The sequence below is a fragment of the Shewanella algidipiscicola genome (assembly GCF_900380485.1).
Taxonomy (GTDB): domain Bacteria; phylum Pseudomonadota; class Gammaproteobacteria; order Enterobacterales; family Shewanellaceae; genus Shewanella; species Shewanella algidipiscicola.
Genome location: NZ_OXJV01000020.1, coordinates 150,922 through 173,288, shown reverse-complemented (window position 1 = coordinate 173,288; position 22,367 = coordinate 150,922). Strand labels below are relative to the sequence as shown.

Sequence of the window (22,367 nt, the reverse complement as noted above, 5' to 3'; positions counted from 1 at the left end):
ACATCAGCGATTTTATAACCACGTTCAGTGACTTGTTTGACGGCTTCAATTTTGAACTCATCAGGATAACGTTTTCCGCGCATGTAACACCTCATATTTTTGGTTCATTATAACTCTATGAAGTGTCTATTGTTCTAGGGGCTTACCATATCCCCAATCGTTCACAGATACTTAAAGTATCAACAATGGGTAAAGGGTACTGTTCTTTGATATCTGTCGTAGATTGGTATCGGTCAAAAACAAGGAAAGCGGAGAGTTCAAGGCGTGAAAGCAAATGATGAGGACGAGTTGAATTTCGTCCTAAAATACGAAAACTCTCACCTTTACTACTTATTTCATGAACTTTGATGAAAGGCTCATAATGACGACCAGACCCAAGACCTCTAGTTTTTAGTCGTTTTTCATCGTTTGAATCTAGTGGTCTTTCTGAGTCACGCATAAAAAAGCCTCCTGTCTCAATGAAGAGTAACAGGAGGCTAAAAAATATCAAACTATATTAACAATTATCAAACTATATTATAAAATATCAAACTTTATTATGAACGCACACTATCGATGTAGCAAAAGTTGTCTTTTACTCAACTGTCACCGATTTGGCTAGGTTACGTGGCTGATCCACATCGGTACCTTTAATCAGTGCCACATGATATGACAGTAACTGTAATGGAATGGTGTAGATCAGTGGTGCCATAAACTCATCACAATGAGGAATGGGGATCACCTTCATGGTGTCGTCTGACTCAAATTTGGCATCTTTGTCGGCAAACACATACATTAACCCACCGCGGGCACGCACTTCCTCCACGTTTGACTTAAGCTTTTCCAGTAACTCGTTGTTTGGTGCAACGACAATCACTGGCATATCGGCATCGATAAGTGCTAGCGGGCCATGCTTAAGCTCACCTGAAGCATAAGCTTCGGCATGAATATAAGAGATCTCTTTTAGCTTTAGCGCACCTTCCATCGCGATAGGGTACTGATCGCCACGGCCTAAAAACAGGGCATGATGCTTGTCGGCAAAGTCTTCCGCCAGTTCGGCAATGGCGTCATCTAAGCCCAGTGCTTGCTCCACTTTGGCTGGCATAGATTGTAGGCTCTGGGTGATTTTTGCTTGCATCTCGTCAGACATCCCATTATGACGACCAATCACAGCCGTTAACATCAGCAGTCCGGCTAACTGCACGGTAAAGGCTTTGGTTGACGCAACACCAATTTCGGCGCCCGCTTTCATCATGTAAGCCATATCAGATTCACGCACCAAAGATGAACCCGGCGCATTACAGATGGTCATGGTGGCTTTGTAACCCATCTCTTTAGCAAGACGCAGTGCAGCAAGCGTATCGGCCGTTTCACCCGATTGAGAGATAGTCACTAACAAGCTATTGGGAAACAGGTGAGATTTACGGTAACGGAACTCAGAGGCAATTTCGACATTGCATGACACACCCGCCCAATCTTCAAGCCAATAACGCGCCGCCATTCCGGCGTGATAACTGGTACCACAGGCAATGATCTGCACGTGTTTAATGTCTTTTAAAAACGCTGCTGCATTGTCGCCAAACGCCGAGTCCAATACCTGACCACCAGCAATACGCCCTTCTAAGGTATGGGCAATCGCACGTGGCTGCTCATAAATTTCTTTGAGCATATAGTGACGGTATTCGCCTTTATCACCCGCATCATGAGTCACTTCAGACTCTTTCACTTCGCGCTCAACAGGATTACCGTCAATATCGAAAATTGAGACTTGGCGTCGAGTCACTTCGGCCACATCGCCTTCTTCTAAGAAAGCAAAAGAGCGAGTCACTGGTAATAGTGCTAGCTGATCGGAGGCGACAAAGTTTTCGCCTAAGCCATAGCCAATCACCAACGGACTACCAGAACGTGCCACGATCATGCGCTCAGAATCACGACGGTCAATCACCACAGTGCCGTAAGCACCTTCTAGCTGTTTTACCGTCGCCTGTACCGCTGCCAATAAGGTATCGTGCGACTTAAGCTCGTGATGCACCAAGTGACAAATCACCTCGGTATCGGTATCAGAGGTAAATACGTAACCTAAGCCTTTTAGCATTGCACGCAGTTTATTGTGGTTTTCAATAATGCCGTTATGCACCACGGCAATGTCGCCAGATGATTGATGTGGATGGGCATTACGCTCACTTGGCTCACCATGGGTAGCCCAACGAGTGTGGGCGATACCTGTGCCGCCCGCTAATGGCGTTTGCTCTAGCGCGCAAGAGAGCTCCTGCACTTTACCTACGCGGCGAGTGCTCTTGAGCTCGCCATTGTGAATAACCGCCACACCTGCCGAGTCATAACCGCGGTATTCGAGGCGACGTAACCCCTCGACCAAAATTTCTGCAACATCCCGTTGCGCTACTGCGCCAACAATTCCACACATAATGTTTTTCCTACACGCTAATCTTAAGATTTAAAAGTAATAATTAGTTTGAGTAAGGCGCTAAGATCACTTCTACGCCTTGCTCGGTAATTTTTTTCACCACCGCGCAATCAATGCGGTCGTCGGTCACCAGCACGCTTATCTGTTGCCATGCCAACTCTAAATTCGGTATTCGTTTGCCAACTTTATCTGAATCAACCATCACGATAACGTCGCGCGAGACTTCGGCCATCACTTTGCTCAGGCCGGTCAATTCATTAAAAGTCGTGGTGCCACGCTCGAGATCTATGCCGTCAGCGCCGATAAACAGTTGGTCAAAGTTATATGAACGTAATACCTGTTCGGCAACTTGTCCTTGAAAGGATTCAGAGTGCGGGTCCCAGGTGCCACCAGTCATCAATAATGTCGGTTCGTTTTCCAACTCATGTATGGCATTGGCCAATTGCAGCGCATTGGTCATCACCACTAAGCCACGCTTATCATTAAGCTGCTGCACTAAACCAGAGGTCGTACTGCCACTGTCGATAATGATGCGATTATGATCTTTAATTAATTTAGCCGCTGCTGCGGCAATGGCTAATTTATTAGGTGCAACCTTAGCACTAAATTGCTGAGTGACTTCATCGGGCATGGCAACCGCGCCACCGTAACGGCGCAGCAAAAGACCGGTTTTTTCTAAAGCGGCTAAATCTTTGCGAATGGTAACTTCAGAGGTATCGAAACGTAACGATAACTCATCAACACTCACTTCACCTTGCTCATTGAGGATGGCGATAATGCTATGTCGACGCTGTTGAGTGTTGCGTTTATTCATAAAAGTGGCGGTTAAGTTTCGTTTCGAAAGCTGATTATAATGAAACGAAACTTTTTTGTCAGTATCGAAAGCCAACTTTGTAAAAATCGATCATAAAAAAGCCCCTATCGAAAGATAGAGGCTTAATGAGTATGCTTTAGCTTACAGCAATATTAAATATTAAATATTAATCGGGCTCAGCCATTTGGCTTCTCCCACACTTAGCTTGTTTAGAACTTAGCTTCTAACGCCAAACCAAAGTGACGCCCTTCACCTACCGTAACATCGGTATTAGTGCCACCCGCTAGGTAATCGGTATCGAATAGGTTCTTCACATTCAGGCGTACGCTGACATCACTGCCCATGACGTCCATGGTATAAGCTGCCCCCATATCGAAACGTACATAGCTATCTTTGCTGATGCTGTTGCTGGTGTTGGCAAAACGCTCACCAACATAAATAGCACCAAAGTTAAACGCTAAATCATCAGTCATCTCATAACGAGTCCAGACGTTTGCCGACCATTCAGGCGCATCCACTGGTGTCTTACCGTTTAAGCTATCAGCTTCGGGACGAACATACTCTGCATCAAGGTACATCATAGAGCTAGTTACAAACCACTGATCACTGACTTGTCCCTGTGCACCTACCTCGAAGCCTTTATGGCGTTGCTCGCCGCTTTGGGTGGTAATGGTTTGCTTACCCGCGCTAGAGATAACATCAAGCTCTTCGGTGACAGTGACGTTAGAGACTGTGATATCAAATACGGCACCCGTCAATAGCAAGCTGCCATCAAAAAACTCCCACTTAGTCCCGATTTCGTATTGTTCACCATACTCAGGATTAAGGTTCATCTTATCGTTAATATCTTCGGCATCGTTAACTTGCCCTTGCGGCGTGAAGCTCTTGGAGTAGTTAACATAGATGCTACCGTTGTCCGTTGGCGAGTAGATCACGCCAAACTTAGGCGACACGGCATAGCTATTATTACCCTCACCCTCTTTTTTCTGCTCGTCATAACGCACGCCCGCCAATACCTTCCAGCTGTCGTTAATGCTCACGAGATCCTGAATGTAGAAACCATAATGTTTGTAATCACTCTCAGACTTGGTACTGTCTCTGTGATAATCCAGATCGGGACTAGGGAGTGGTTGGCCAGGCATCACGGGTTGACCTCTAGTGCCAGCATCTTTTAACTGACCATAATAGTAGTCAAGCATATTGGCGCCGATTAAGAACTGATGCTCAAAACTGCCCGTGCTGAACTTGCTCGTGATATCAACAAAGCCAGTTTTGTGCTGCCAATCGTCATAACGATCGAATGGGCTGATGGTATAACCATCTTTAAATGGATCTTCAGAACCTTTAGCTAAACTTGGCAATGAGTCTAAGCGCTGACGATTAAACTGTTGGTCGTTATAACCGGCTTTAACTTTCCAATCATCATTGATGTGGTAGGTCAATTCGGCGCCCAAATTAGTAATAGTATTGTCGGTAAACGCCCATGGCATATCCCAGATAATGTCACGGCCACCAATCAACTCACCGTCACTATTTAACCAACCGCCACGGTCAATACCGGTTTTATCTTGGGTATGATCATATTTGAGTGACAAAAGAAGATCGTCGGTAATGTCAAACTCTAGATTTAAGTAGCCTAACCAACGATCACGCTCTTGATTAGTGTCATCCTGATAATCACGCCAGTATTGTGTATCTTGCTTAACCAACACAGTGCGATAGCGCATAGTTTGTGCTTCATTTAAACTACCACCAGCATCGAGTTTTAGACGGGTAGATCCATATTCGTCAGTATCGAAACCAAGCTCAAGTAATGATTCACCGCTGGCTTTTTTAGTTACCATATTGATAAGTCCACCAGGACCAGACTGACCATATAGCATACTAGATGGTCCCTTTAAGACCTCAACCTGCTGTAATGTCTCGATAGGTTGTACATAGTGAGACCACTGTTGCTGGCCGTTAATCAAGAATCCTGAACCTGAAGATAGTTCAAAACCGCGAATATTAAACACTTGGCGGTTCCATTTTTCACTACCACCGGTGACACTGGAATCATTAACCAACACCTCAGAAAGGTTAGTGGCCAGTTGCTCGTCAGTGACGAAATCAGGGATAACGGTAACTGATTGAGGGGTATCCATTAAGTCAATATCGCCACGCATAGCGCCAGAAGCTACACCCACTTTATAATCGTTAAAGGTACGGCCGGTAACCGTAATACGTTCTATGCTAGCATCGGCAGTAGTATTGCCCGCTTCATCAGCCGAAACAGACACACTAGCTAATGCAGCTACAACAGCTAAACCTACACTCGAGTATTTAAACGTAGCGCCCTTCATTGACATAACAACCCCATAACTAAAAACGACAACAGAAAAAGTTGCGCTAAATATAAATGAGAATTGTTTTTATTTAAGCTTCTTTACATCTCTTTACAATGCAAAGTGAGCCAGTTCAATTTATTGCGCCTTAACGGTTAAATTTCATGCACCTCAATGAGCTGGCAATAAAAAAGCGACCCTGTAAGGTCGCTTAATTGTTGGACTCAAGTCCAAACTTAATACCCTGTTTTACTTCTTAAGCTTAACGGGACGAGTCCAGCCGCTTAAGTGGCGCTGCTTGACGCGAGTAATGACCAACTCATCGGCCGCTACATCACGGGTTATGGTTGAACCCGCCCCCAATGTAGCGCCCTTACCTATGGTGACAGGCGCAATAAGCTGAGTGTCACTACCTACAAACACATTGTCTTCAATCACTGTAAGATGTTTATTGGCGCCATCATAATTACAGGTGATGGTACCCGCACCGATATTCACTCCCGCACCAATTTGCGCATCGCCAATATAGGCAAGATGCCCCGCTTTAGAGCCTTCACCTAACACGGCTTTTTTCATCTCTACGAAATTACCAATATGGGCATCACGTTTAAGTTCGGCGCCGGGGCGCAAACGTGCAAAAGGCCCTGCGCTGGCTTTTTCGCCAACAATGGCATTTTCAACAATCGAATAAGGTTTGATTTCAGCGTTATCGGCAATGTCACAGTCAATTAAAATCGCGCCAGCGCCAATGGTCACGTTATTACCTATGGTCACTTTACCTTGGAATATCACATTCACATCGACCATCACATCCATACCCACACTGACATCACCGCGAATATCGATACGCGCAGGATCTCTAAGGTTAGCCCCAGCCAGCATCAGTTTTTCAGCGGCGCGGGCTTGATAAGCACGTTCAAGTTGGGCTAACTGTACGCGATTATTAGCGCCTTCCACTTCGATAGCGGACTCTGGTTGGGCTGTGGTAATCGCAACCCCATCGCGATGAGCCATAGCCACTATGTCGGTAAGATAATATTCACCTTGCGCGTTATTCGCTGATAATTGCCCCAGCCATTCTTTTAACTGTTTACCTGGCGCAGCCATAATACCGGTATTCACTTCATTAATGGCTAGCTGCTCGGCATTGGCATCTTTTTGCTCGACAATACCAACGACTTTACCCGCATCGCGCACGATACGGCCATATCCCGTTGGGTTAGGCAGGTTAACGGTTAAGATAGCTAAGCCATTCGCTGCACGGGCAGCAAGTAGCGCCTCGAGAGTCGATGGCTGAATCAAGGGCACATCACCGTATAAAATCAGCACGGTATCGTCATCATTAATATTGTCATTGGCTTGTGCCACAGCGTGACCCGTTCCCAGTTGCTCAGCTTGTAATACCCAGTTAAGTTGCTGCTCACCTAAGCTCGCTTGCAACTTATCAGCACCATAGCCATACACCAGCTGAATCGTATCGCTGCCCACGTTATGCGCGGTATCAATCACATGTTGCACCATACTTTTATGGGCAATAGGGTGAAGAACTTTCGGGAGATCTGAGCGCATGCGGGTTCCCTTGCCTGCGGCCAAAATCACTACATTCAGTGCCATGGGGTTATCCTTGAGCTAATGCTGGTTTAAATAATGAGGTCAACTTTTGTGGGGGTGATTTTAATGGATTGAGCATGTAAAAGCGACTTCCCCCCCATTAAAGCATCACTCATTGTTAATCGTTAAAAAGTCACGCTTTTATCAGTGGTTAATACCCATTGGGCTAAATCATCCATAGTGGCAACTTGGCACCCTTCAATCACCACCAAGTCGCTGAGTCCACGAGCCTGCATACAAGAACCACAAAATTTCACCTCCCCCCCCTGGGCGATAACGATCTCTAGCATCTGTTGCAAATTATAGCCTTCACTAGGGTTCTGTTTAGGTAGTACCGCGGTGATCGCATCTGATAACAAGAATAATTTTACCTTTGCTGGTGAAGATTCTTGTTCATTGAGTTGTATCGCCAAACGTAATGCATTAAATAATTTCTCAGAGCCATAAGGGGCATCATTCACGATAATGAGAATCTGTTGCATCATAAAACCTCTTGCTAAAGTAGAAAGGGAAAAGAATAACACTGATTAAATGCCAAAAGACTTAACTGGCTCACGTCCAAAAAAGATCCTTATTATTGTTGGTTTATTTTTAGATACAAAAAAGGCGAAAACCTTTCGGTTTCCGCCTTTCATAATCAAACAATAACCTTATCTGGCAATGTTCTTTTTGATGGTTTCGACAACGCGAAGCTGAGCAACTGCTTGAGCTAACTCAATCTCTGCTGCTGCATAGTTAAAGTCTGCGCCAGCATTTGCCATATGGGCTTCTGCACGACGCTTAGCTTCAGCTGCTGCTTGCTCGTCAATCTCATCGGCACGCATAACGACGTCAGCCAATACTGAAATTGAAGAAGGTTGTACTTCCAGGATACCACCCGAAAGATAAAACACCTCTTCGCTTCCATTTTGCTTGACGATGCGCGCCATGCCAGGTTTGATACTTGTTAGCAGAGCCGCGTGACCAGGCATAATACCTAGCTCGCCTTCTATTCCGGAAATTTGTAGCTGAGCTACTCGACCAGAAAATATATGATTCTCTGCGCTTACCATATCAAGCTGTACTGTCATGGCTGCCATCCGTTCTCCTTAAACTAAATCAAAGACCTAGTTATTTTTTGTTAGCTTTCTCAACAGCTTCGTCGATTGAGCCAACCATGTAGAACGCTTGCTCTGGAAGGTGATCGAATTCACCCTCTAGAATCCCCTTAAAGCCACGAATGGTGTCTTTAAGAGAAACGTACTTACCTGGAGAACCGGTGAATACTTCAGCAACGAAGAAAGGCTGTGAAAGATATTTTTCAATCTTACGAGCACGGAATACAGTCGTCTTATCTTCATCAGATAATTCATCCATACCGAGAATCGCAATGATATCTTTCAGCTCTTTGTAGCGCTGAAGTACGGTTTGAACACCGTTAGCAACATCGTAATGCTCTTGGCCAACAACCTGTGGATCAAGCTGACGAGAAGTCGAATCCAATGGGTCAACCGCTGGGTAAATACCCAGTGAAGCAATGTTACGTGACAATACAACAGTCGCATCTAAGTGAGCGAAAGTTGTTGCTGGTGATGGATCCGTTAAGTCATCCGCAGGTACGTATACGGCTTGAACAGAGGTAATAGACCCTGTCTTAGTCGATGTAATACGCTCCTGAAGTACACCCATCTCTTCAGCCAATGTTGGCTGGTAACCTACTGCTGATGGCATACGGCCTAGCAGTGCAGATACTTCAGTACCCGCCAAGGTGTAACGATAGATGTTATCAACGAAGAAAAGAACGTCTTTACCTTCGTCACGGAACTTCTCGGCCATTGTTAGACCTGTCAGTGCCACACGTAGACGGTTTCCTGGAGGCTCGTTCATCTGACCATAAACCATGGCCACTTTATCGAGAACACCAGAATCTTCCATCTCGTAGTAGAAGTCGTTACCCTCACGAGTACGCTCACCTACACCGGCAAATACTGATAGACCAGAGTGTGCTTTAGCGATGTTGTTAATAAGTTCCATCATGTTAACGGTCTTACCAACACCAGCACCACCAAACAGACCAACTTTACCACCCTTAGCAAATGGACATACAAGGTCGATAACCTTGATACCCGTTTCTAAAAGTTCAGTGGTGCTTGATTGATCTTCATACGAAGGAGCTTCACGGTGGATCACATAGCGATCTTCTTCACCGATTGGGCCCGCTTCATCAACAGGCTCACCCAATACGTTCATAATACGGCCAAGGGTCGCAGACCCAACCGGAACAGTAATTGGTGAACCAGAGTTTACAACCTCTAGGCCACGACGCAGACCATCTGAAGAACCCATAGCGATGGTACGAACTACACCACCACCAAGTTGCTGCTGGACTTCCAGCACCAAGCCTTCACTTTTGATCTCTAGAGCGTCATATACCTGAGGTACGGCATCATGTGGAAACTCTACGTCCACAACCGCGCCAATTACTTGGACAACAGTACCTGTGCTCATGATTAATCCTCTAAAACTTGTATTCGTTACCTAGCCTAAACGGCGGCAGCACCTGAAACAATTTCCGACAACTCTTGCGTAATCGCAGCCTGACGGGCTTTGTTATAGACCAACTGCAAGTCATCAATAAGTTCACCAGCGTTGTCTGTTGCAGCTTTCATAGCAACCATACGGGCCGCTTGCTCAGATGCAATATTCTCAACAACACCTTGATAAACCTGAGATTCAACAAAACGAACCAACAAAGTATCTAACAATACTTTTGGATCTGGCTCATAGATATAATCCCACTGATGAGTAAACTCATCTTTTTCAGACTTAGGCAAAGGTAGCAGCTGCTCGATCACCGGGGTTTGCGTCATAGTATTTACAAACTTGTTGAATACTACGTACAAACGGTCCAGTTTGCCTTCGTTGTAAGCTTGTAGCATTACACGCACTGTTCCGATCAGGTCGGCTAGCTTTGGGGCATCGCCTAAACCTGAAGCAGAAGCAGACACCTGTCCGCCAAAGCTATTGAAGAATTGCGCACTACGTGCACCAATTGCACAGAATTCGACTTCTGCACCAGCTTCACGCTGCTTCTTTACGTCTGCGACAACCTTCTTGAAAAGGTTGACGTTCAGACCACCACAAAGACCACGGTCGGTTGACACCACAATGTAACCAACACGCTTAGCTTCTCGCACTTCCAAATATGGATGCTTATATTCGAGAGAACCTTGCGCCACGTGACCGATCACCTTACGCATATTTTCTGCATATGGACGACTAGCTGACATGCGATCTTGTGCTTTACGCATTTTGCTCGCGGCAACCATTTCCATTGCAGACGTGATCTTCTGAGTGTTTTTAACACTCGCGATCTTGGTTTTAATCTCTTTAGCGTTGGCCATCTTTACTCTCCAATTCTGGACCTGAGGTGCCTGAGGCACCTCTAAAATTTACCAGGTTTGGGTTTCGACGAACTTGTCCAAGCTAGCCTTCAACGCACCTTCGATATCGGCATTATAATCGCCAGTATCGTTGATGGTTTTCATTAGGTCAGCATGTTCACTGTTCATGAAAGAGAGCAGAGACGCTTCGAAGTTACCAACTTTGTTCAGCTCAACGCTCTTCAAGTAACCTTTTTCAGCTGCGAAAATAGACACAGACTGATCAGCGATACTCATTGGAGCATATTGCTTTTGCTTCATTAGTTCGGTAACACGCTCACCATGCTCAAGTTGAGCACGAGTTGCATCGTCAAGATCAGATGCAAACTGTGAGAACGCTGCAAGCTCTCGATACTGTGCAAGAGCGGTACGGATACCACCAGACAGTTTCTTGATGATCTTAGTCTGCGCTGCACCACCAACACGAGAAACTGAGATACCTGGGTTAACCGCTGGACGTAGGCCAGAGTTAAATAGGTCGGTTTCAAGGAAGATCTGACCATCGGTAATCGAAATTACGTTAGTCGGTACGAATGCAGAAACGTCACCTGCTTGAGTTTCAATAATCGGCAGTGCGGTTAGAGAGCCTGTTTTGCCCTTAACTTCACCTTTAGTGAACTTCTCAACATACTCGGCGTTTACACGTGAAGCACGTTCTAACAGACGAGAGTGAAGATAGAATACGTCACCAGGGTATGCTTCACGTCCTGGAGGACGCTTAAGCAGCAATGAGATCTGACGGTAAGCAACTGCTTGCTTAGACAGGTCATCATAGACGATTAGTGAGTCTTCACCGCGGTCACGGAAGTATTCACCCATGGTACAACCAGAGTATGGTGCCAAGTATTGCAGTGCAGCAGCTTCTGAAGCTGTAGCAACGACAACAATGGTGTTAGCCAAGGCGCCATGCTCTTCTAGCTTGCGTACTACGTTAGCGATTGTAGAGGCCTTTTGGCCTACGGCTACGTACACACACTTAATGCCAGAATTTTTTTGGTTGATGATGGCGTCGATCGCTAGAGCGGTTTTACCGATCTGACGGTCACCAATGATCAATTCACGTTGTCCACGACCGATAGGGATCATAGAGTCAACAGCTTTGTAACCAGTTTGTACTGGCTGATCAACTGATTTACGCTCAATTACACCAGGTGCAATTACTTCAACAGGTGAGAAACCATCGCTATCGATAGGTCCTTTACCGTCAATTGGCTCACCTAGAGTGTTGACTACACGGCCTAATAGACCACGGCCAACAGGTACTTCCAAAATACGGCCTGTTGTTTTAACTTTATCGCCTTCAGCCAAAGAGGCATAAGGGCCCATTACTACGGCACCGACAGAATCACGTTCTAAGTTCAACGCGATTGCAAAACGGTTGCCAGGCAGCTCGATCATTTCACCCTGCATCACGTCGGCTAGGCCGTGGATGCGGATGATGCCGTCACTTACTGCAACGATAGTACCTTCGTTGCGAGCTTCACTAACGACTTCGAACTGCTCGATCCGCTGTTTAATCAGATCGCTGATTTCAGTGGAATTCAGTTGCATGCTCAAACTCCCAATTACGACTGCAGCGTATCAGACAGACGCGAAATTTTTCCGCGGACCGAGCCGTCAATGACTAAGTCTCCTGCCGTGATAATTACACCAGCAATAAGGCTGGTATCTATGCTGCAATTCAGCTTAACTTTGCGTGCTAGACGTTTCTCTAGAGAAGCGCTCAGCTCTTGTAGTTGCTCAGAGGTTAGCTCTGTAGCTGAAACAATGTCTGCTTCAACTTCATTAGCATACTCACGTTGCATCTCAACAAATTGTTGAGCAACAGCTGGTAGCGCAACTAAACGACCGTTTTCAGCCATTACCTTTAACAGATTCTGAGCTTGCTCATTGATCTGCTCACCACAAACTCCAATAAAGAGTTCAGCAAGCTTACTGCTGGCTAAAGAGCCAGACAATAAAGGCTGCATGGTTTCGTTTTCACTCACCAATGCGGCAAAGTTCAGCATTTCTGCCCAACTCTCTACTGCTTTCTGTTCAAGAGCGAAATCAAAAGCTGCCTTTGCGTAAGGACGAGCGATGGTGGTTATTTCAGCCATAACTCAAGCTCCTTATTTAAAGTTCAGCAACAAGTTTATTAACTATGTCACTGTGTGCGGCTTCATCAATCGAACGTTCAAGAATCTTTTCTGCGCCAGCAATAGCTAATACTGCTACTTGCTTACGTAGATCTTCTTTCACGCGATTACGTTCGTTTTCAATTTCGGCATGACCCTGAGCAATGATTTTCGCTCGCTCGGTATCAGCTTCAACTTTTGCTTCATCAACGATCTGAGCTTTGCGTTTATTCGCTTGCTCAATAATTTCGTTTGCTGTTGCTTTTGCGTCTTTTAGTTGCTCTGTGGCTTTCACCTGAGCTAACTCTAAATCTTTTGCAGCACGTCCTGCATCAGCTAGACCATCAGCAATTTTCTTTTGGCGTTCTTCGATAGCGTTCATCAATGGCGGCCATACAAACTTCATGCAAAACCACACAAAGAGAAGAAAAGAAATCGCTTGGCCTAGCAGGGTAGCGTTAATACTCATAACGACAACTCCTTTCTAAGGGGACGATTAGCCAGCTAATTGATCTAAGAACGGGTTAGCGAATACGAAGAATAATGCAACACCAACTGCAATCATTGAGATCGCATCAAGTAGACCAGCTACAATGAACATTTTAATTTGAAGTGCAGGAGCAAGCTCTGGTTGACGAGCAGAAGCTTCTAGGAATTTACCACCTAGAATAGCAAAGCCAATACCAGTACCTAGCGCTGCTAAGCCAATCATAATTGCGACAGCTATTGCTGTAAAACTAATTACAGTTTCCATTTTATCTCCGGTAAATATCTAATTTTAATAAATTAATGGTCTTCATGTGCCATGCTTAGATATACAATCGTAAGCATCATAAAGATAAACGCCTGTAGGGTAATAACCAAAATATGGAAAATTGCCCAAGGCACTGATAAAACAAACTGCGCCCACCAAGGCATCAGCGCTATCAGAATAAAGATCAACTCACCTGCATACAGGTTACCAAACAGACGAAGCGATAATGAAATCGGCTTCGCAATCAAGGTGACTGTTTCCAAAATAAAGTTAACTGGAATCAGTGCCCAATGATTGAAAGGCTGCATAGTCAGTTCTTTAGTGAACCCACCAACACCTTTAACCTTAATACTGTAAAAAACAATTAACGCAAATACACTTAGAGCTAAGCCCAGAGTAATATTCAAGTCAGTTGTAGGTACAATTTTTAGGTAAGGTACGCCTAATAATCTGTTTGCGGCCTCAGGAACAAAGTCAATAGGGACTAAGTCCATTAAGTTCATCAGGAAAACCCAGACGAAAATAGTAAGACTTAATGGTGCGATAACTGCATTTTTCCCATGAAATGAGTCTTTTACAATTTTATCTACACCTTCCACGCAGATTTCAACGAAACATTGAAGCTTGCCTGGAACACCAATTGTTGCCTTGCGTCCTACTTTGTAGAATAACCACAAAAATAGAACCCCTAGACCAACTGAAAACAAAAGTGAGTCAATGTGCCAAGTCCAAAATCCCGCATCTTGACATGCATAGTTAAAAGCAATTCCACCATCGGCGGAACACATTTTCGCATTAGTCAGGTGATGCTGGATATAGTCGGAAGCCGTTATAGTTAACGTATCATCCCCAGTTGTCGCCATGATTAATCCCACTTAATTTTGTTTGAGGTATAAAGGGGCTGTCCACGGTACGATTAACACAAGTAGATAACTGACGAATAACGGCATAAATGACGCTTTCATCAAACCAAATGCTAGTGAAAAAAACACAATGGTTAACAGCAACTTTACCGCTTCCCCCAGGAAAAAAGAACGTACGACTTTTCCTGATGCTTGCGCTCCCACATGGGAGAAAGCAAGGGTTGCGAACACAAAATTAGGAAGTACAGCAATAGCGCCACCTGCCAAAGCAGATAAACCATACTGTTCCCCCCACATAGCGAAAAAGAAAATAGAAACACATCCAGTCATCGCTGCCTGTAGTAAAACTAATTTATAAGCTGACCACCGGCCACGATGTGCTAAAACCTTGCTCAATTTGCCTTCTCCGCATTCATACTTTTTGTTTCTATATACGGATTATAAATATCCGCACAAACCCGAGGTACAAAAAGCTTGCGAAAGTATACCTTTTCGGTCATTCAAAGCAAGTTTAAGGTAGGGAAAATCGAGACTTTTCGCGTGATCTACTCCAAAAGTCTAAAAGAGGCAGATTAACAGATATCACAAAATTACATAATATTGCGTTAACTTGTAATAATTAGCGGATTTTTCCAATAATACCATCTAATTCAGCCAAGTTTTGATAGTTAATTACCATTTTACCTTTACCCTTTTTATTATGGGTAAGAGAAACTTTGGCACCTAATTTTTCAATTAACTGACTCTCTAAACGGGCAACATCATGATCTTTTGCTGGTTTATCGACGATTTCAGGTGGATTTAAGGTTTTATTAATTAATCGTTCAGTTTCTCGAACAGTTAACTCTTTAGCGTTCACTAATCTAGCCAGTGTAGTCTGCTCTTCACCAGTGACAGCAAGTAACGCTCTGGCATGGCCCATATCGATATCACCATGCTCTAACATGCGTTTTACTGGCTCATTTAAACCATTCAAACGTAATAAATTAGATACAGTGGTCCGCGACTTTCCTACAGCATCGGCAGTTTGTTGATGGGTGAGGTCAAATTCTTCAATTAAACGGTTTAATGCAATTGCTTCTTCCATCGCATTAAGATCTTCACGCTGGATATTCTCAATTAATGCAATCACGACAGCCGACTCATCGGGCACCTGTTTAATGATACAAGGCACTTTATCTAAGTTAGCTAACTGTGACGCACGCCAGCGACGTTCGCCGGCAATAATCTCATATCCTTGATCAGAAATATGGCGCACTACGATAGGCTGAATAATACCTTGATTACGAATAGACTCAGCGAGCTCGTCTAGCGCTTCGGGTGACATGTCTTTACGAGGCTGGTACTTACCCGGTTGCAGCAAGTCCACGGCAATCATCTTTAGCTCTTCATGGCTGTCACTCGTTGTATCCTGTGAGGTCACATTTTTAGCCGCTGCATGGCTAGTGCTTAGCAGTGCATCTAATCCTTTACCTAAGCCACGTTTTTTCGGTGTCATCAATTTTTCCTTAAGCTTGCTCTAACTGAGAATGTTGCTCTGCACGTCTAATAATTTCACCTGCTAGTGCCAAATAAGCCTTTGCCCCCGCACTAGACTTATCGTAATACATAGCCGGAGCACCAAAACTGGGGGCTTCGGCCAGTCTCACATTACGTGGGATCACTGTGCGATATACTTTATCGCCAAAATGCTGTTTAAGTTGATCAGATACATCATTTGATAATCGATTACGCGGATCGTACATGGTGCGTAAGATCCCTTCGATAGACAGCCCCGGATTAACCATAGCGGCTAGCTTACTGATGGTGTCCATGAGTGCAGTTAAACCTTCGAGGGCGTAATATTCACACTGCATAGGCACAAGCACTGAATCGGCAGCCGACATGGCATTGACCGTCAACATGTTGAGCGAGGGTGGGCAGTCAATAAAGATAAAGTCGTAATCATCTTTGATAGGCGCAAGTGCATTTCTAAGACGAATTTCGCGGGCAAAAAACTCCATCAACTTAATTTCGGCAGCGGTCACGTCACCATTACCGGCGATCAGATCGTATTTACCCGTTGTGTCGCGATACACTATGTCATCGAAACTTTTTTCTTCAACGAGCAGCTCATAGGCGGTATTTTCGACACTGTATTTGTCGACACCACTCCCCATAGTTGCGTTACCTTGAGGATCAAGATCGATAAGCAAAACTTTGCGCTTAGTGGCAGCCAAAGATGCAGCTAAATTCACACAAGTTGTTGTTTTTCCGACACCACCTTTCTGGTTGGCCACGGCTATCACTTTACCCACAATATTATCCTGTCTATCTTGTTAGCTGGTTTAGGGTCAGTTTATTCTGCTATCAAATTGCTTGAACTGATTAAATAATGCAACTGTCATCGACCTCGAGCCTAGGGGTTTTTAACCACTCTGAGCAAATGACGCTGCTCATCGAGACGAGGTACTTTTAATTCGAATACATGGGTAACGCTATAGCCTTCAGGTAGTTGTGCCATTTCATCATCACTTAATTGGCCTTTTAGCGCGTAAAAACAGCCAGTATCTTTCGGTAAATGGTGACACCAATGCAACATATCCTGAATTGAAGCAAATGCACGGCTTAATACGCCATCAAACTTTTCTTCAGGTTGATAGGCTTCAACACGACTTTCCACCGAGCTTATATTACCGATAGAAAGTTCAAATTGAACCTGTTTCTGAAATCGAATTCGTTTACCCAAACTATCAAGTAGTACAAAGGTTTTATCGGGATTCATAATCGCCAGCGGAATACCGGGTAATCCGGGACCTGTGCCCACATCGATAAAGCGCTCTCCAACAAGATGTTTGCTTGCCGCAAGGCTATCCATGATGTGACGGATCAGCATCTGTTCGGGTTCTCTCACCGACGTTAGATTGTAGGCTTTATTCCATTTAGCCAACATGGCAACAAAGTCGAGCAGCTGTTGTTTTTGCTCTGGCGTTGCCGTCATCTCGATTTCGGCAAGGTAAGTATCTAATTGGGCTGATAACACAGACGTATCCTCGATAAACAATGGGATATTATGAAGCGGACGAGCCTAGATGGGAAGCACCAAGGCTTACCATCTAGACTGATACCAATCAACAGCTTGGTTTTATGCGCTCTTTCTGAGCAAACCACGTTTTTTAAGATGGACCAACAAAATAGAGATCGCGGCAGGTGTGATACCAGAAATACGCGACGCTTGGCCGACGGTTTCAGGTTTATGATCGTTTAATTTGGCGATCACTTCGTTAGATAATCCCGGCACTTCTTGATAATCAAGCTCCAACGGCAGACGAGTCTTTTCATGACGAATCGCTTTATCAATCTCATCTTGTTGGCGTTGAATATAACCAGAGTATTTCACCTGAATTTGTACTTGCTCAGCAGCTCGTCGATCTTCAATAGCAGGACCAAAACCTTCAATACTCATCAACTTAGGATAATCTAACTCAGGACGACGTAGTAAATCTTCAAAAGTCGCTTCACGCGTAATGGGCGTATTAAGGTGTGGATTTAACGCATCGACCAAAGGTGAATTAGGGTGGATCCACTGACTGCGTAAACGCTGAAGTTCTAGCTCAATGGCTTCACGCTTAGCATTAAATTTAGCCCACCGGTTATCATCAACCAATCCCAGTTCACGACCTTTCTCGGTTAAGCGCAGATCGGCATTGTCTTCACGCAGTAATAAACGGTATTCCGCGCGGCTAGTAAACATGCGGTAGGGCTCTTTAGTGCCAAGGGTTGATAGATCATCAACCAGAACACCAAGATAGGCTTCATCACGACGTGGACACCAAGACTCTTTGCCTTGCACCTGCAGTGATGCATTCATGCCAGCAAGTAAACCCTGAGCGCCAGCCTCTTCGTAACCTGTGGTGCCATTGATTTGGCCAGCAAAGAAGAGTCCGCTTATTGCTTTAGTTTCGAGTGAGTTTTTGAGATCGCGCGGATCAAAATAATCATATTCGATGGCATAGCCAGGGCGAATAATCTGCGCATTCTCCATGCCTTGGATCGAACGGACCAAGTTTAACTGCACATCAAAAGGTAAACTGGTCGAGATACCATTAGGGTAGATCTCGTTAGTATTAAGCCCTTCTGGCTCAATAAAAATTTGATGTGAGGTCTTGTCTGCAAAGCGATTGATCTTATCTTCAATCGATGGGCAATAACGTGGACCAATACCTTCGATGACGCCTGAATACATCGGGCTTCTGTCGAGTCCGCTACGAATAATGTCGTGGGTACGCTCGTTAGTATGGGTTACATAGCAAGAGACCTGACGAGGATGATCTTTTACATCACCGATAAACGACATTACAGGTAATGGATCATCACCTTTTTGTTCGCTCATCAAGTCAAAATTAATGGTATTGGCATCGATACGTGGTGGCGTACCCGTTTTTAAACGTCCTACACGGATAGGCAGTTCTTGTAATCGCTGCGCCAAAGAGATCGATGGTGGATCGCCAGCGCGTCCTCCGCTGTAGTTTTCTAGCCCGATATGAATTTTACCGCTCAGGAAGGTTCCAGCAGTTAACACTACCGCAGGTGCTTCAAATGCTAAGCCCATTTGGGTTACAACCCCTACAACGCGATCGTTTTCAACAATGAGATCATCTACCGCTTGTTGAAATAAACGTAAATTAAGTTGGTTTTGTAAAATCTGTTGGATCTTAGCTCGATAAAGGGCTCTGTCAGCTTGAGCTCTGGTGGCTCTAACAGCGGGGCCTTTGCTCGAATTTAGGGTTCTAAATTGAATACCCGCATGGTCTGTCGCTATGGCCATAGCGCCACCTAAGGCGTCGATTTCTTTAACTAAATGGCCTTTACCAATCCCACCAATTGCCGGATTACAGGACATTTGTCCCAAGGTATCAATGTTGTGGGTCAACAATAATGTTTTTGACCCCATCCTAGCAGATGCCAATGCAGCTTCGGTTCCGGCATGACCGCCACCTACAACAATTACATCAAACCGTTCATGAAAATGCATCACAGTACCTTAAATAAAACCTGTATCGAAATTGAAAGTAGATTGATATTTGCTACCGACAAACGAACCATCGAGTAGCCGAGTATTTTAGCACTTGGAAGGCATTTGGTGAAAGATCAATTTAGTCCTTTCGATCTCAAGTGGATCTGCTTAATAGATCTTAAGATCTTTATATAGATCCTTTATTATGTTTACTATTAGGATTGCACTTTTCGGTGGATAACTCTAATTCACCTTTTATATCAATGGATCGCGTCACTTTGATCCTGTGATCTGATCGCGATCTAACTGGCGTAAGCTTGGGGATAGATCGCCTACTTATCCACAAGGGGGATCTTTGGTCATCGGGGGCAGTGAATAATACAGAGTTAGATCATGATCAAATAATAGCTTATCCACACATTTATCATTTTTAAACGTAATATGTGGATAAGGTTGATCTAATCTGTGGGCTATTACTCAAGTTATACGGATATGGGATCGTTAGAGATGATCTTGCCAGATGCTTAACCAAGCCTGAGCTGGCTCTTCAGGGATGGGATCGTATTGCACATCGATCTGGATCTTATCCACATAGACTTGTGCACCGCAATTTTCGATCGCTTCAATTAATTTTTCAGGCCCTTGGCAAAAAGTGTCATAGCTGGAGTCGCCAATGGCACACAAAGCATATTTGGTTCGACTAAGATCGGGGTTTTTGGCTACGATTTCTTCGTAAAAAGGCTGAATATTGTCAGGTAGATCGCCTGCACCATGGGTTGATGACACGATTAACCATAGGCATTTAGGGTCAAGATCGCTCAGTTCTGGAGTTAAATGCACCTGAGTTTGGTGATCTAAAGCCTCTAATTGTGCCGCTAATTCATCGGCAACATACTCGGCACTGCCCAGTGTTGTACCGACAATCAGTTCTATTTTTGCCATTATTTTTCCTATATTGAGTCATAAGATGATTAAGCTTTATGCTGCATTAACCGATTAAAACCGAGTTAATGTCAATCTAAGCCATTATGGCATCATAAGTGAAAAGCCCATTTAGGTCTTGTAGGTAAGTAGCTTATAACGATAAATAAATGCCATACCACATAATGTGATAGGGGTCTCTGCTAGCCAGTTTTAAAGCGGTTTTTGGGCATAGAGCAAATAGTTTACGTCGGGTTGGCGGCTGGTTTTCCATTGGTTGAAAAATGGGTTAAAGCGCATTCCTTCCACTTTTATGGTGGTTAATCCGTGGCGCGATATCATGTTATCTATCTCTTGTGGCTTCACAAAATGACGCCAATCATGAGTGCCCTTGGGTAGGTACCCCATGACATACTCAGCCCCGATAATGGCGATAAGATAGGATTTTATCGTGCGATTGAGGGTCGCCATCACCAATAATCCTCCTGGTTTTAACAGCTGACAACACACATCGATTAACTGGCGTTGGTCGTCGACATGTTCAATCACTTCGGTATTTAAAATCACATCATATTGGAGTGGTTTATTCAGTAAATCATCGGCTAAGCAATGTTGATACTCGACTTTGATCGACCAACTTTTAGCATGTCGTTGTGCCAATAACACATTATGGGCGCTGGCATCGATACCGGTGACATCGGCGCCCTGACTGGCTAACGGTTCGCATAGTAGGCCTACACCACAACCAATATCCAAGATCGACAAACCTTCGAAGCAGACGTCTTGAGTTAAATCTCGTTGATAATGACCTGCTATGGCATCTTCTATGGCGGTTAAGCGAGTCTGATTAAAGGCTAATACGTGCTTAAATTTACCTTTAGGATCGCGCCACTCCCGCGCTAGAGCATCAAATTTGGCGATTTCAGCTTGTTGATCGAGCATCTTGGGTCTATTGCTCAGCTGGCTTTTATCTAACATAAAGATCCATTTCTATTTGCAGGTTAGTTGATTATATACGTACAAAACGGTGACGATAGTTCACCTAAATCTGTGGATACTTAATCGTCATTATTTGTCGGAGCCATCATTAATATTAGGCTAAAGGAAGGTTAGTCATGGCACCAAGTGACGAATGGTATAGCGCTGCAGATTTATCAATCATTAACAGTGTAGTAAAAGAGGCAAGCGCTGGGCGCTCAGTGATAGCTGTTTATAGGGGAAAGAATGGGGTGGTTAAGTCGTTTATTTTGTGGCTATGACTTAATGGCTGAATCGCCACTACTTCAATAGACGACTTTTAGCATTATTGAGTGTTTTGAACACTCAGGTGAGGCGGCTTTACTTTCATTAGTCCGTGTCAAAGTGTGGTTTAAACAACACCGGGTAATTAGCAGGTAAAAGGCGTGCGTTGGTCGGCGGCTAATTGCCCATAAGCTGATATTCATACTAGTAAGCTTATATAAGTACAGCAGCCAACAACGCGTTAAAGCTGGGTTAACTAATACTTTTAACCTGTGATACCAAAAGCCAAATGGCTAAAGCAAAAAAGATGATCCCCATAAACTTATTTTGATTTTGTCTAAATTTATCATTATTAAGTAATGACTTACCTAATGTACCCACCATAGCGACCAATAATAGATTAAATAGTAATCCCATTACATTGAGTAATAGACCTAAGACTAACATTTGCTGGCCAGAGCTCGTAGCTAGCTGAGTCGAGACAAATTGAGGTAAAAACAATACAAAAAAGATCAACGCTTTAGGATTGAGCAGATTGCTCATCACCGCACGTCGGTACAATTGTTTAGCAATATTATCTTGTTGCTCAATTTGCGGGGCATCGGCCGCACTGCTGCGAATACAATCCCATCCCATCTTCAATAAGTAGGCGGCACCTAATATACGAAGTAGTTCTAAAGCTAATGGATTAACCGCTATGACTGCAGAAACGCCCAGTGCCGCCAGCAATGTCAAAATAAGCCCCGATGTGGCATTACCAAAGCTGGCATAAACCCCCACCTTTTTACCATAGCTTAGGCTAGAACTGGCGATTAATAGCATGTCAGGGCCAGGGATCAGCAGCAGCGCAATTACAGTGGTTAAATAGAGTGGTAGTAGGTTGAGATCGATCATCAAAA

Annotated in this window: 23 protein-coding genes; all 23 read right to left on the bottom strand. The window is 44.4% G+C overall.

Annotation, left to right across the window (positions count from 1 at the left end; translation table 11 throughout):
- Positions 1–83: transposase (locus tag DN599_RS17260; RefSeq protein ID WP_162599239.1), on the bottom strand; the 83-nt coding region annotated here is incomplete at its 3' end.
- A gap of 59 nt (positions 84–142) precedes the next feature.
- On the bottom strand, positions 143–439 hold the full coding sequence (locus DN599_RS18665) for a PDDEXK family nuclease (protein ID WP_162599237.1): 297 nt from the start codon (positions 437–439) through the stop codon (positions 143–145).
- Positions 440–574: 135 nt separating this feature from the next.
- A complete protein-coding gene (glmS, locus tag DN599_RS17255; RefSeq protein WP_110458830.1) occupies positions 575–2,404 on the bottom strand; it encodes a glutamine--fructose-6-phosphate transaminase (isomerizing) in 1,830 nt (609 codons plus the stop codon).
- 43 nt (positions 2,405–2,447) lie between these two features.
- Complete coding sequence (locus tag DN599_RS17250; RefSeq protein WP_110458847.1) at positions 2,448–3,218, bottom strand: DeoR/GlpR family DNA-binding transcription regulator; 771 nt, start codon at positions 3,216–3,218, stop codon at positions 2,448–2,450.
- Between the two features lie 209 nt (positions 3,219–3,427).
- The gene (locus DN599_RS17245; protein WP_110458829.1) at positions 3,428–5,566 is read right to left on the bottom strand and encodes a TonB-dependent receptor; all 2,139 of its coding nucleotides are present in this window, start codon (positions 5,564–5,566) and stop codon (positions 3,428–3,430) included.
- Between the two features lie 225 nt (positions 5,567–5,791).
- A complete protein-coding gene (glmU, locus tag DN599_RS17240; RefSeq protein WP_110458828.1) occupies positions 5,792–7,156 on the bottom strand; it encodes a bifunctional UDP-N-acetylglucosamine diphosphorylase/glucosamine-1-phosphate N-acetyltransferase GlmU in 1,365 nt (454 codons plus the stop codon).
- A gap of 122 nt (positions 7,157–7,278) precedes the next feature.
- On the bottom strand, positions 7,279–7,638 hold the full coding sequence (locus DN599_RS17235; RefSeq protein WP_420820878.1) for a DsrE/DsrF/TusD sulfur relay family protein: 360 nt from the start codon (positions 7,636–7,638) through the stop codon (positions 7,279–7,281).
- A gap of 165 nt (positions 7,639–7,803) precedes the next feature.
- Positions 7,804–8,232: a F0F1 ATP synthase subunit epsilon gene (locus DN599_RS17230; RefSeq protein WP_110458827.1), complete on the bottom strand. Its 429-nt coding sequence runs from the start codon at positions 8,230–8,232 to the stop codon at positions 7,804–7,806.
- Positions 8,233–8,263: 31 nt separating this feature from the next.
- On the bottom strand, positions 8,264–9,640 hold the full coding sequence (atpD, locus tag DN599_RS17225) for a F0F1 ATP synthase subunit beta (protein ID WP_110458826.1): 1,377 nt from the start codon (positions 9,638–9,640) through the stop codon (positions 8,264–8,266).
- Between the two features lie 35 nt (positions 9,641–9,675).
- Positions 9,676–10,536: a F0F1 ATP synthase subunit gamma gene (atpG, locus tag DN599_RS17220; RefSeq protein ID WP_110458825.1), complete on the bottom strand. Its 861-nt coding sequence runs from the start codon at positions 10,534–10,536 to the stop codon at positions 9,676–9,678.
- 48 nt (positions 10,537–10,584) lie between these two features.
- Complete coding sequence (gene atpA / locus DN599_RS17215) at positions 10,585–12,126, bottom strand: F0F1 ATP synthase subunit alpha (protein ID WP_110458824.1); 1,542 nt, start codon at positions 12,124–12,126, stop codon at positions 10,585–10,587.
- Between the two features lie 14 nt (positions 12,127–12,140).
- Entirely contained in the window at positions 12,141–12,674 is a 534-nt protein-coding gene (gene atpH / locus DN599_RS17210) for a F0F1 ATP synthase subunit delta (protein WP_110458823.1), read from the bottom strand.
- A gap of 16 nt (positions 12,675–12,690) precedes the next feature.
- Positions 12,691–13,161: a F0F1 ATP synthase subunit B gene (gene atpF / locus DN599_RS17205; RefSeq protein ID WP_110458822.1), complete on the bottom strand. Its 471-nt coding sequence runs from the start codon at positions 13,159–13,161 to the stop codon at positions 12,691–12,693.
- A gap of 27 nt (positions 13,162–13,188) precedes the next feature.
- Positions 13,189–13,446, bottom strand: a complete 258-nt coding sequence (gene atpE, locus DN599_RS17200) for a F0F1 ATP synthase subunit C (RefSeq protein WP_110458821.1) — start codon at positions 13,444–13,446, stop codon at positions 13,189–13,191.
- Positions 13,447–13,478: 32 nt separating this feature from the next.
- Positions 13,479–14,309, bottom strand: a complete 831-nt coding sequence (gene atpB / locus DN599_RS17195; protein ID WP_110458820.1) for a F0F1 ATP synthase subunit A — start codon at positions 14,307–14,309, stop codon at positions 13,479–13,481.
- Positions 14,310–14,321: 12 nt separating this feature from the next.
- Complete coding sequence (locus DN599_RS17190) at positions 14,322–14,705, bottom strand: ATP synthase subunit I (RefSeq protein ID WP_110458819.1); 384 nt, start codon at positions 14,703–14,705, stop codon at positions 14,322–14,324.
- 223 nt (positions 14,706–14,928) lie between these two features.
- Complete coding sequence (locus tag DN599_RS17185) at positions 14,929–15,807, bottom strand: ParB/RepB/Spo0J family partition protein (protein ID WP_110458818.1); 879 nt, start codon at positions 15,805–15,807, stop codon at positions 14,929–14,931.
- Positions 15,808–15,817: 10 nt separating this feature from the next.
- Positions 15,818–16,606, bottom strand: a complete 789-nt coding sequence (locus DN599_RS17180; protein ID WP_110458817.1) for a ParA family protein — start codon at positions 16,604–16,606, stop codon at positions 15,818–15,820.
- Between the two features lie 101 nt (positions 16,607–16,707).
- Positions 16,708–17,331 carry a 16S rRNA (guanine(527)-N(7))-methyltransferase RsmG gene (rsmG, locus tag DN599_RS17175; protein ID WP_110458816.1) on the bottom strand — a complete coding sequence of 208 codons (624 nt, stop codon included), beginning with the start codon at positions 17,329–17,331 and terminating at the stop codon, positions 16,708–16,710.
- 102 nt (positions 17,332–17,433) lie between these two features.
- Positions 17,434–19,323: a tRNA uridine-5-carboxymethylaminomethyl(34) synthesis enzyme MnmG gene (gene mnmG / locus DN599_RS17170; protein ID WP_110458815.1), complete on the bottom strand. Its 1,890-nt coding sequence runs from the start codon at positions 19,321–19,323 to the stop codon at positions 17,434–17,436.
- A gap of 483 nt (positions 19,324–19,806) precedes the next feature.
- Positions 19,807–20,247 carry an FMN-binding protein MioC gene (gene mioC, locus DN599_RS17165; protein ID WP_110458814.1) on the bottom strand — a complete coding sequence of 147 codons (441 nt, stop codon included), beginning with the start codon at positions 20,245–20,247 and terminating at the stop codon, positions 19,807–19,809.
- A gap of 192 nt (positions 20,248–20,439) precedes the next feature.
- Positions 20,440–21,204: a bifunctional 2-polyprenyl-6-hydroxyphenol methylase/3-demethylubiquinol 3-O-methyltransferase UbiG gene (gene ubiG, locus DN599_RS17160; protein ID WP_110458813.1), complete on the bottom strand. Its 765-nt coding sequence runs from the start codon at positions 21,202–21,204 to the stop codon at positions 20,440–20,442.
- 516 nt (positions 21,205–21,720) lie between these two features.
- Positions 21,721–22,362 carry a LysE family translocator gene (locus tag DN599_RS17155; protein ID WP_204165148.1) on the bottom strand — a complete coding sequence of 214 codons (642 nt, stop codon included), beginning with the start codon at positions 22,360–22,362 and terminating at the stop codon, positions 21,721–21,723.
- Positions 22,363–22,367 lie beyond the last annotated feature (5 nt).

Coding starts and splice junctions, on each gene's coding strand:
- atpG (WP_110458825.1), bottom strand. CDS start 10,536: ATGGCCAACGCTAAAGAGATTAAAACCAAGATCGCGAGTGTTAAAAAC.
- mioC (WP_110458814.1), bottom strand. CDS start 20,247: ATGGCAAAAATAGAACTGATTGTCGGTACAACACTGGGCAGTGCCGAG.
- glmU (WP_110458828.1), bottom strand. CDS start 7,156: ATGGCACTGAATGTAGTGATTTTGGCCGCAGGCAAGGGAACCCGCATG.
- mnmG (WP_110458815.1), bottom strand. CDS start 19,323: ATGCATTTTCATGAACGGTTTGATGTAATTGTTGTAGGTGGCGGTCAT.
- DN599_RS17245 (WP_110458829.1), bottom strand. CDS start 5,566: ATGTCAATGAAGGGCGCTACGTTTAAATACTCGAGTGTAGGTTTAGCT.
- atpH (WP_110458823.1), bottom strand. CDS start 12,674: ATGGCTGAAATAACCACCATCGCTCGTCCTTACGCAAAGGCAGCTTTT.
- DN599_RS17230 (WP_110458827.1), bottom strand. CDS start 8,232: ATGGCAGCCATGACAGTACAGCTTGATATGGTAAGCGCAGAGAATCAT.
- DN599_RS17250 (WP_110458847.1), bottom strand. CDS start 3,218: ATGAATAAACGCAACACTCAACAGCGTCGACATAGCATTATCGCCATC.
- atpA (WP_110458824.1), bottom strand. CDS start 12,126: ATGCAACTGAATTCCACTGAAATCAGCGATCTGATTAAACAGCGGATC.
- ubiG (WP_110458813.1), bottom strand. CDS start 21,204: ATGTTAGATAAAAGCCAGCTGAGCAATAGACCCAAGATGCTCGATCAA.
- DN599_RS17155 (WP_204165148.1), bottom strand. CDS start 22,362: ATGATCGATCTCAACCTACTACCACTCTATTTAACCACTGTAATTGCG.
- atpB (WP_110458820.1), bottom strand. CDS start 14,309: ATGGCGACAACTGGGGATGATACGTTAACTATAACGGCTTCCGACTAT.
- atpE (WP_110458821.1), bottom strand. CDS start 13,446: ATGGAAACTGTAATTAGTTTTACAGCAATAGCTGTCGCAATTATGATT.
- atpF (WP_110458822.1), bottom strand. CDS start 13,161: ATGAGTATTAACGCTACCCTGCTAGGCCAAGCGATTTCTTTTCTTCTC.
- glmS (WP_110458830.1), bottom strand. CDS start 2,404: ATGTGTGGAATTGTTGGCGCAGTAGCGCAACGGGATGTTGCAGAAATT.
- DN599_RS17235 (WP_420820878.1), bottom strand. CDS start 7,638: ATGATGCAACAGATTCTCATTATCGTGAATGATGCCCCTTATGGCTCT.
- DN599_RS17185 (WP_110458818.1), bottom strand. CDS start 15,807: ATGACACCGAAAAAACGTGGCTTAGGTAAAGGATTAGATGCACTGCTA.
- atpD (WP_110458826.1), bottom strand. CDS start 9,640: ATGAGCACAGGTACTGTTGTCCAAGTAATTGGCGCGGTTGTGGACGTA.
- DN599_RS18665 (WP_162599237.1), bottom strand. CDS start 439: ATGCGTGACTCAGAAAGACCACTAGATTCAAACGATGAAAAACGACTA.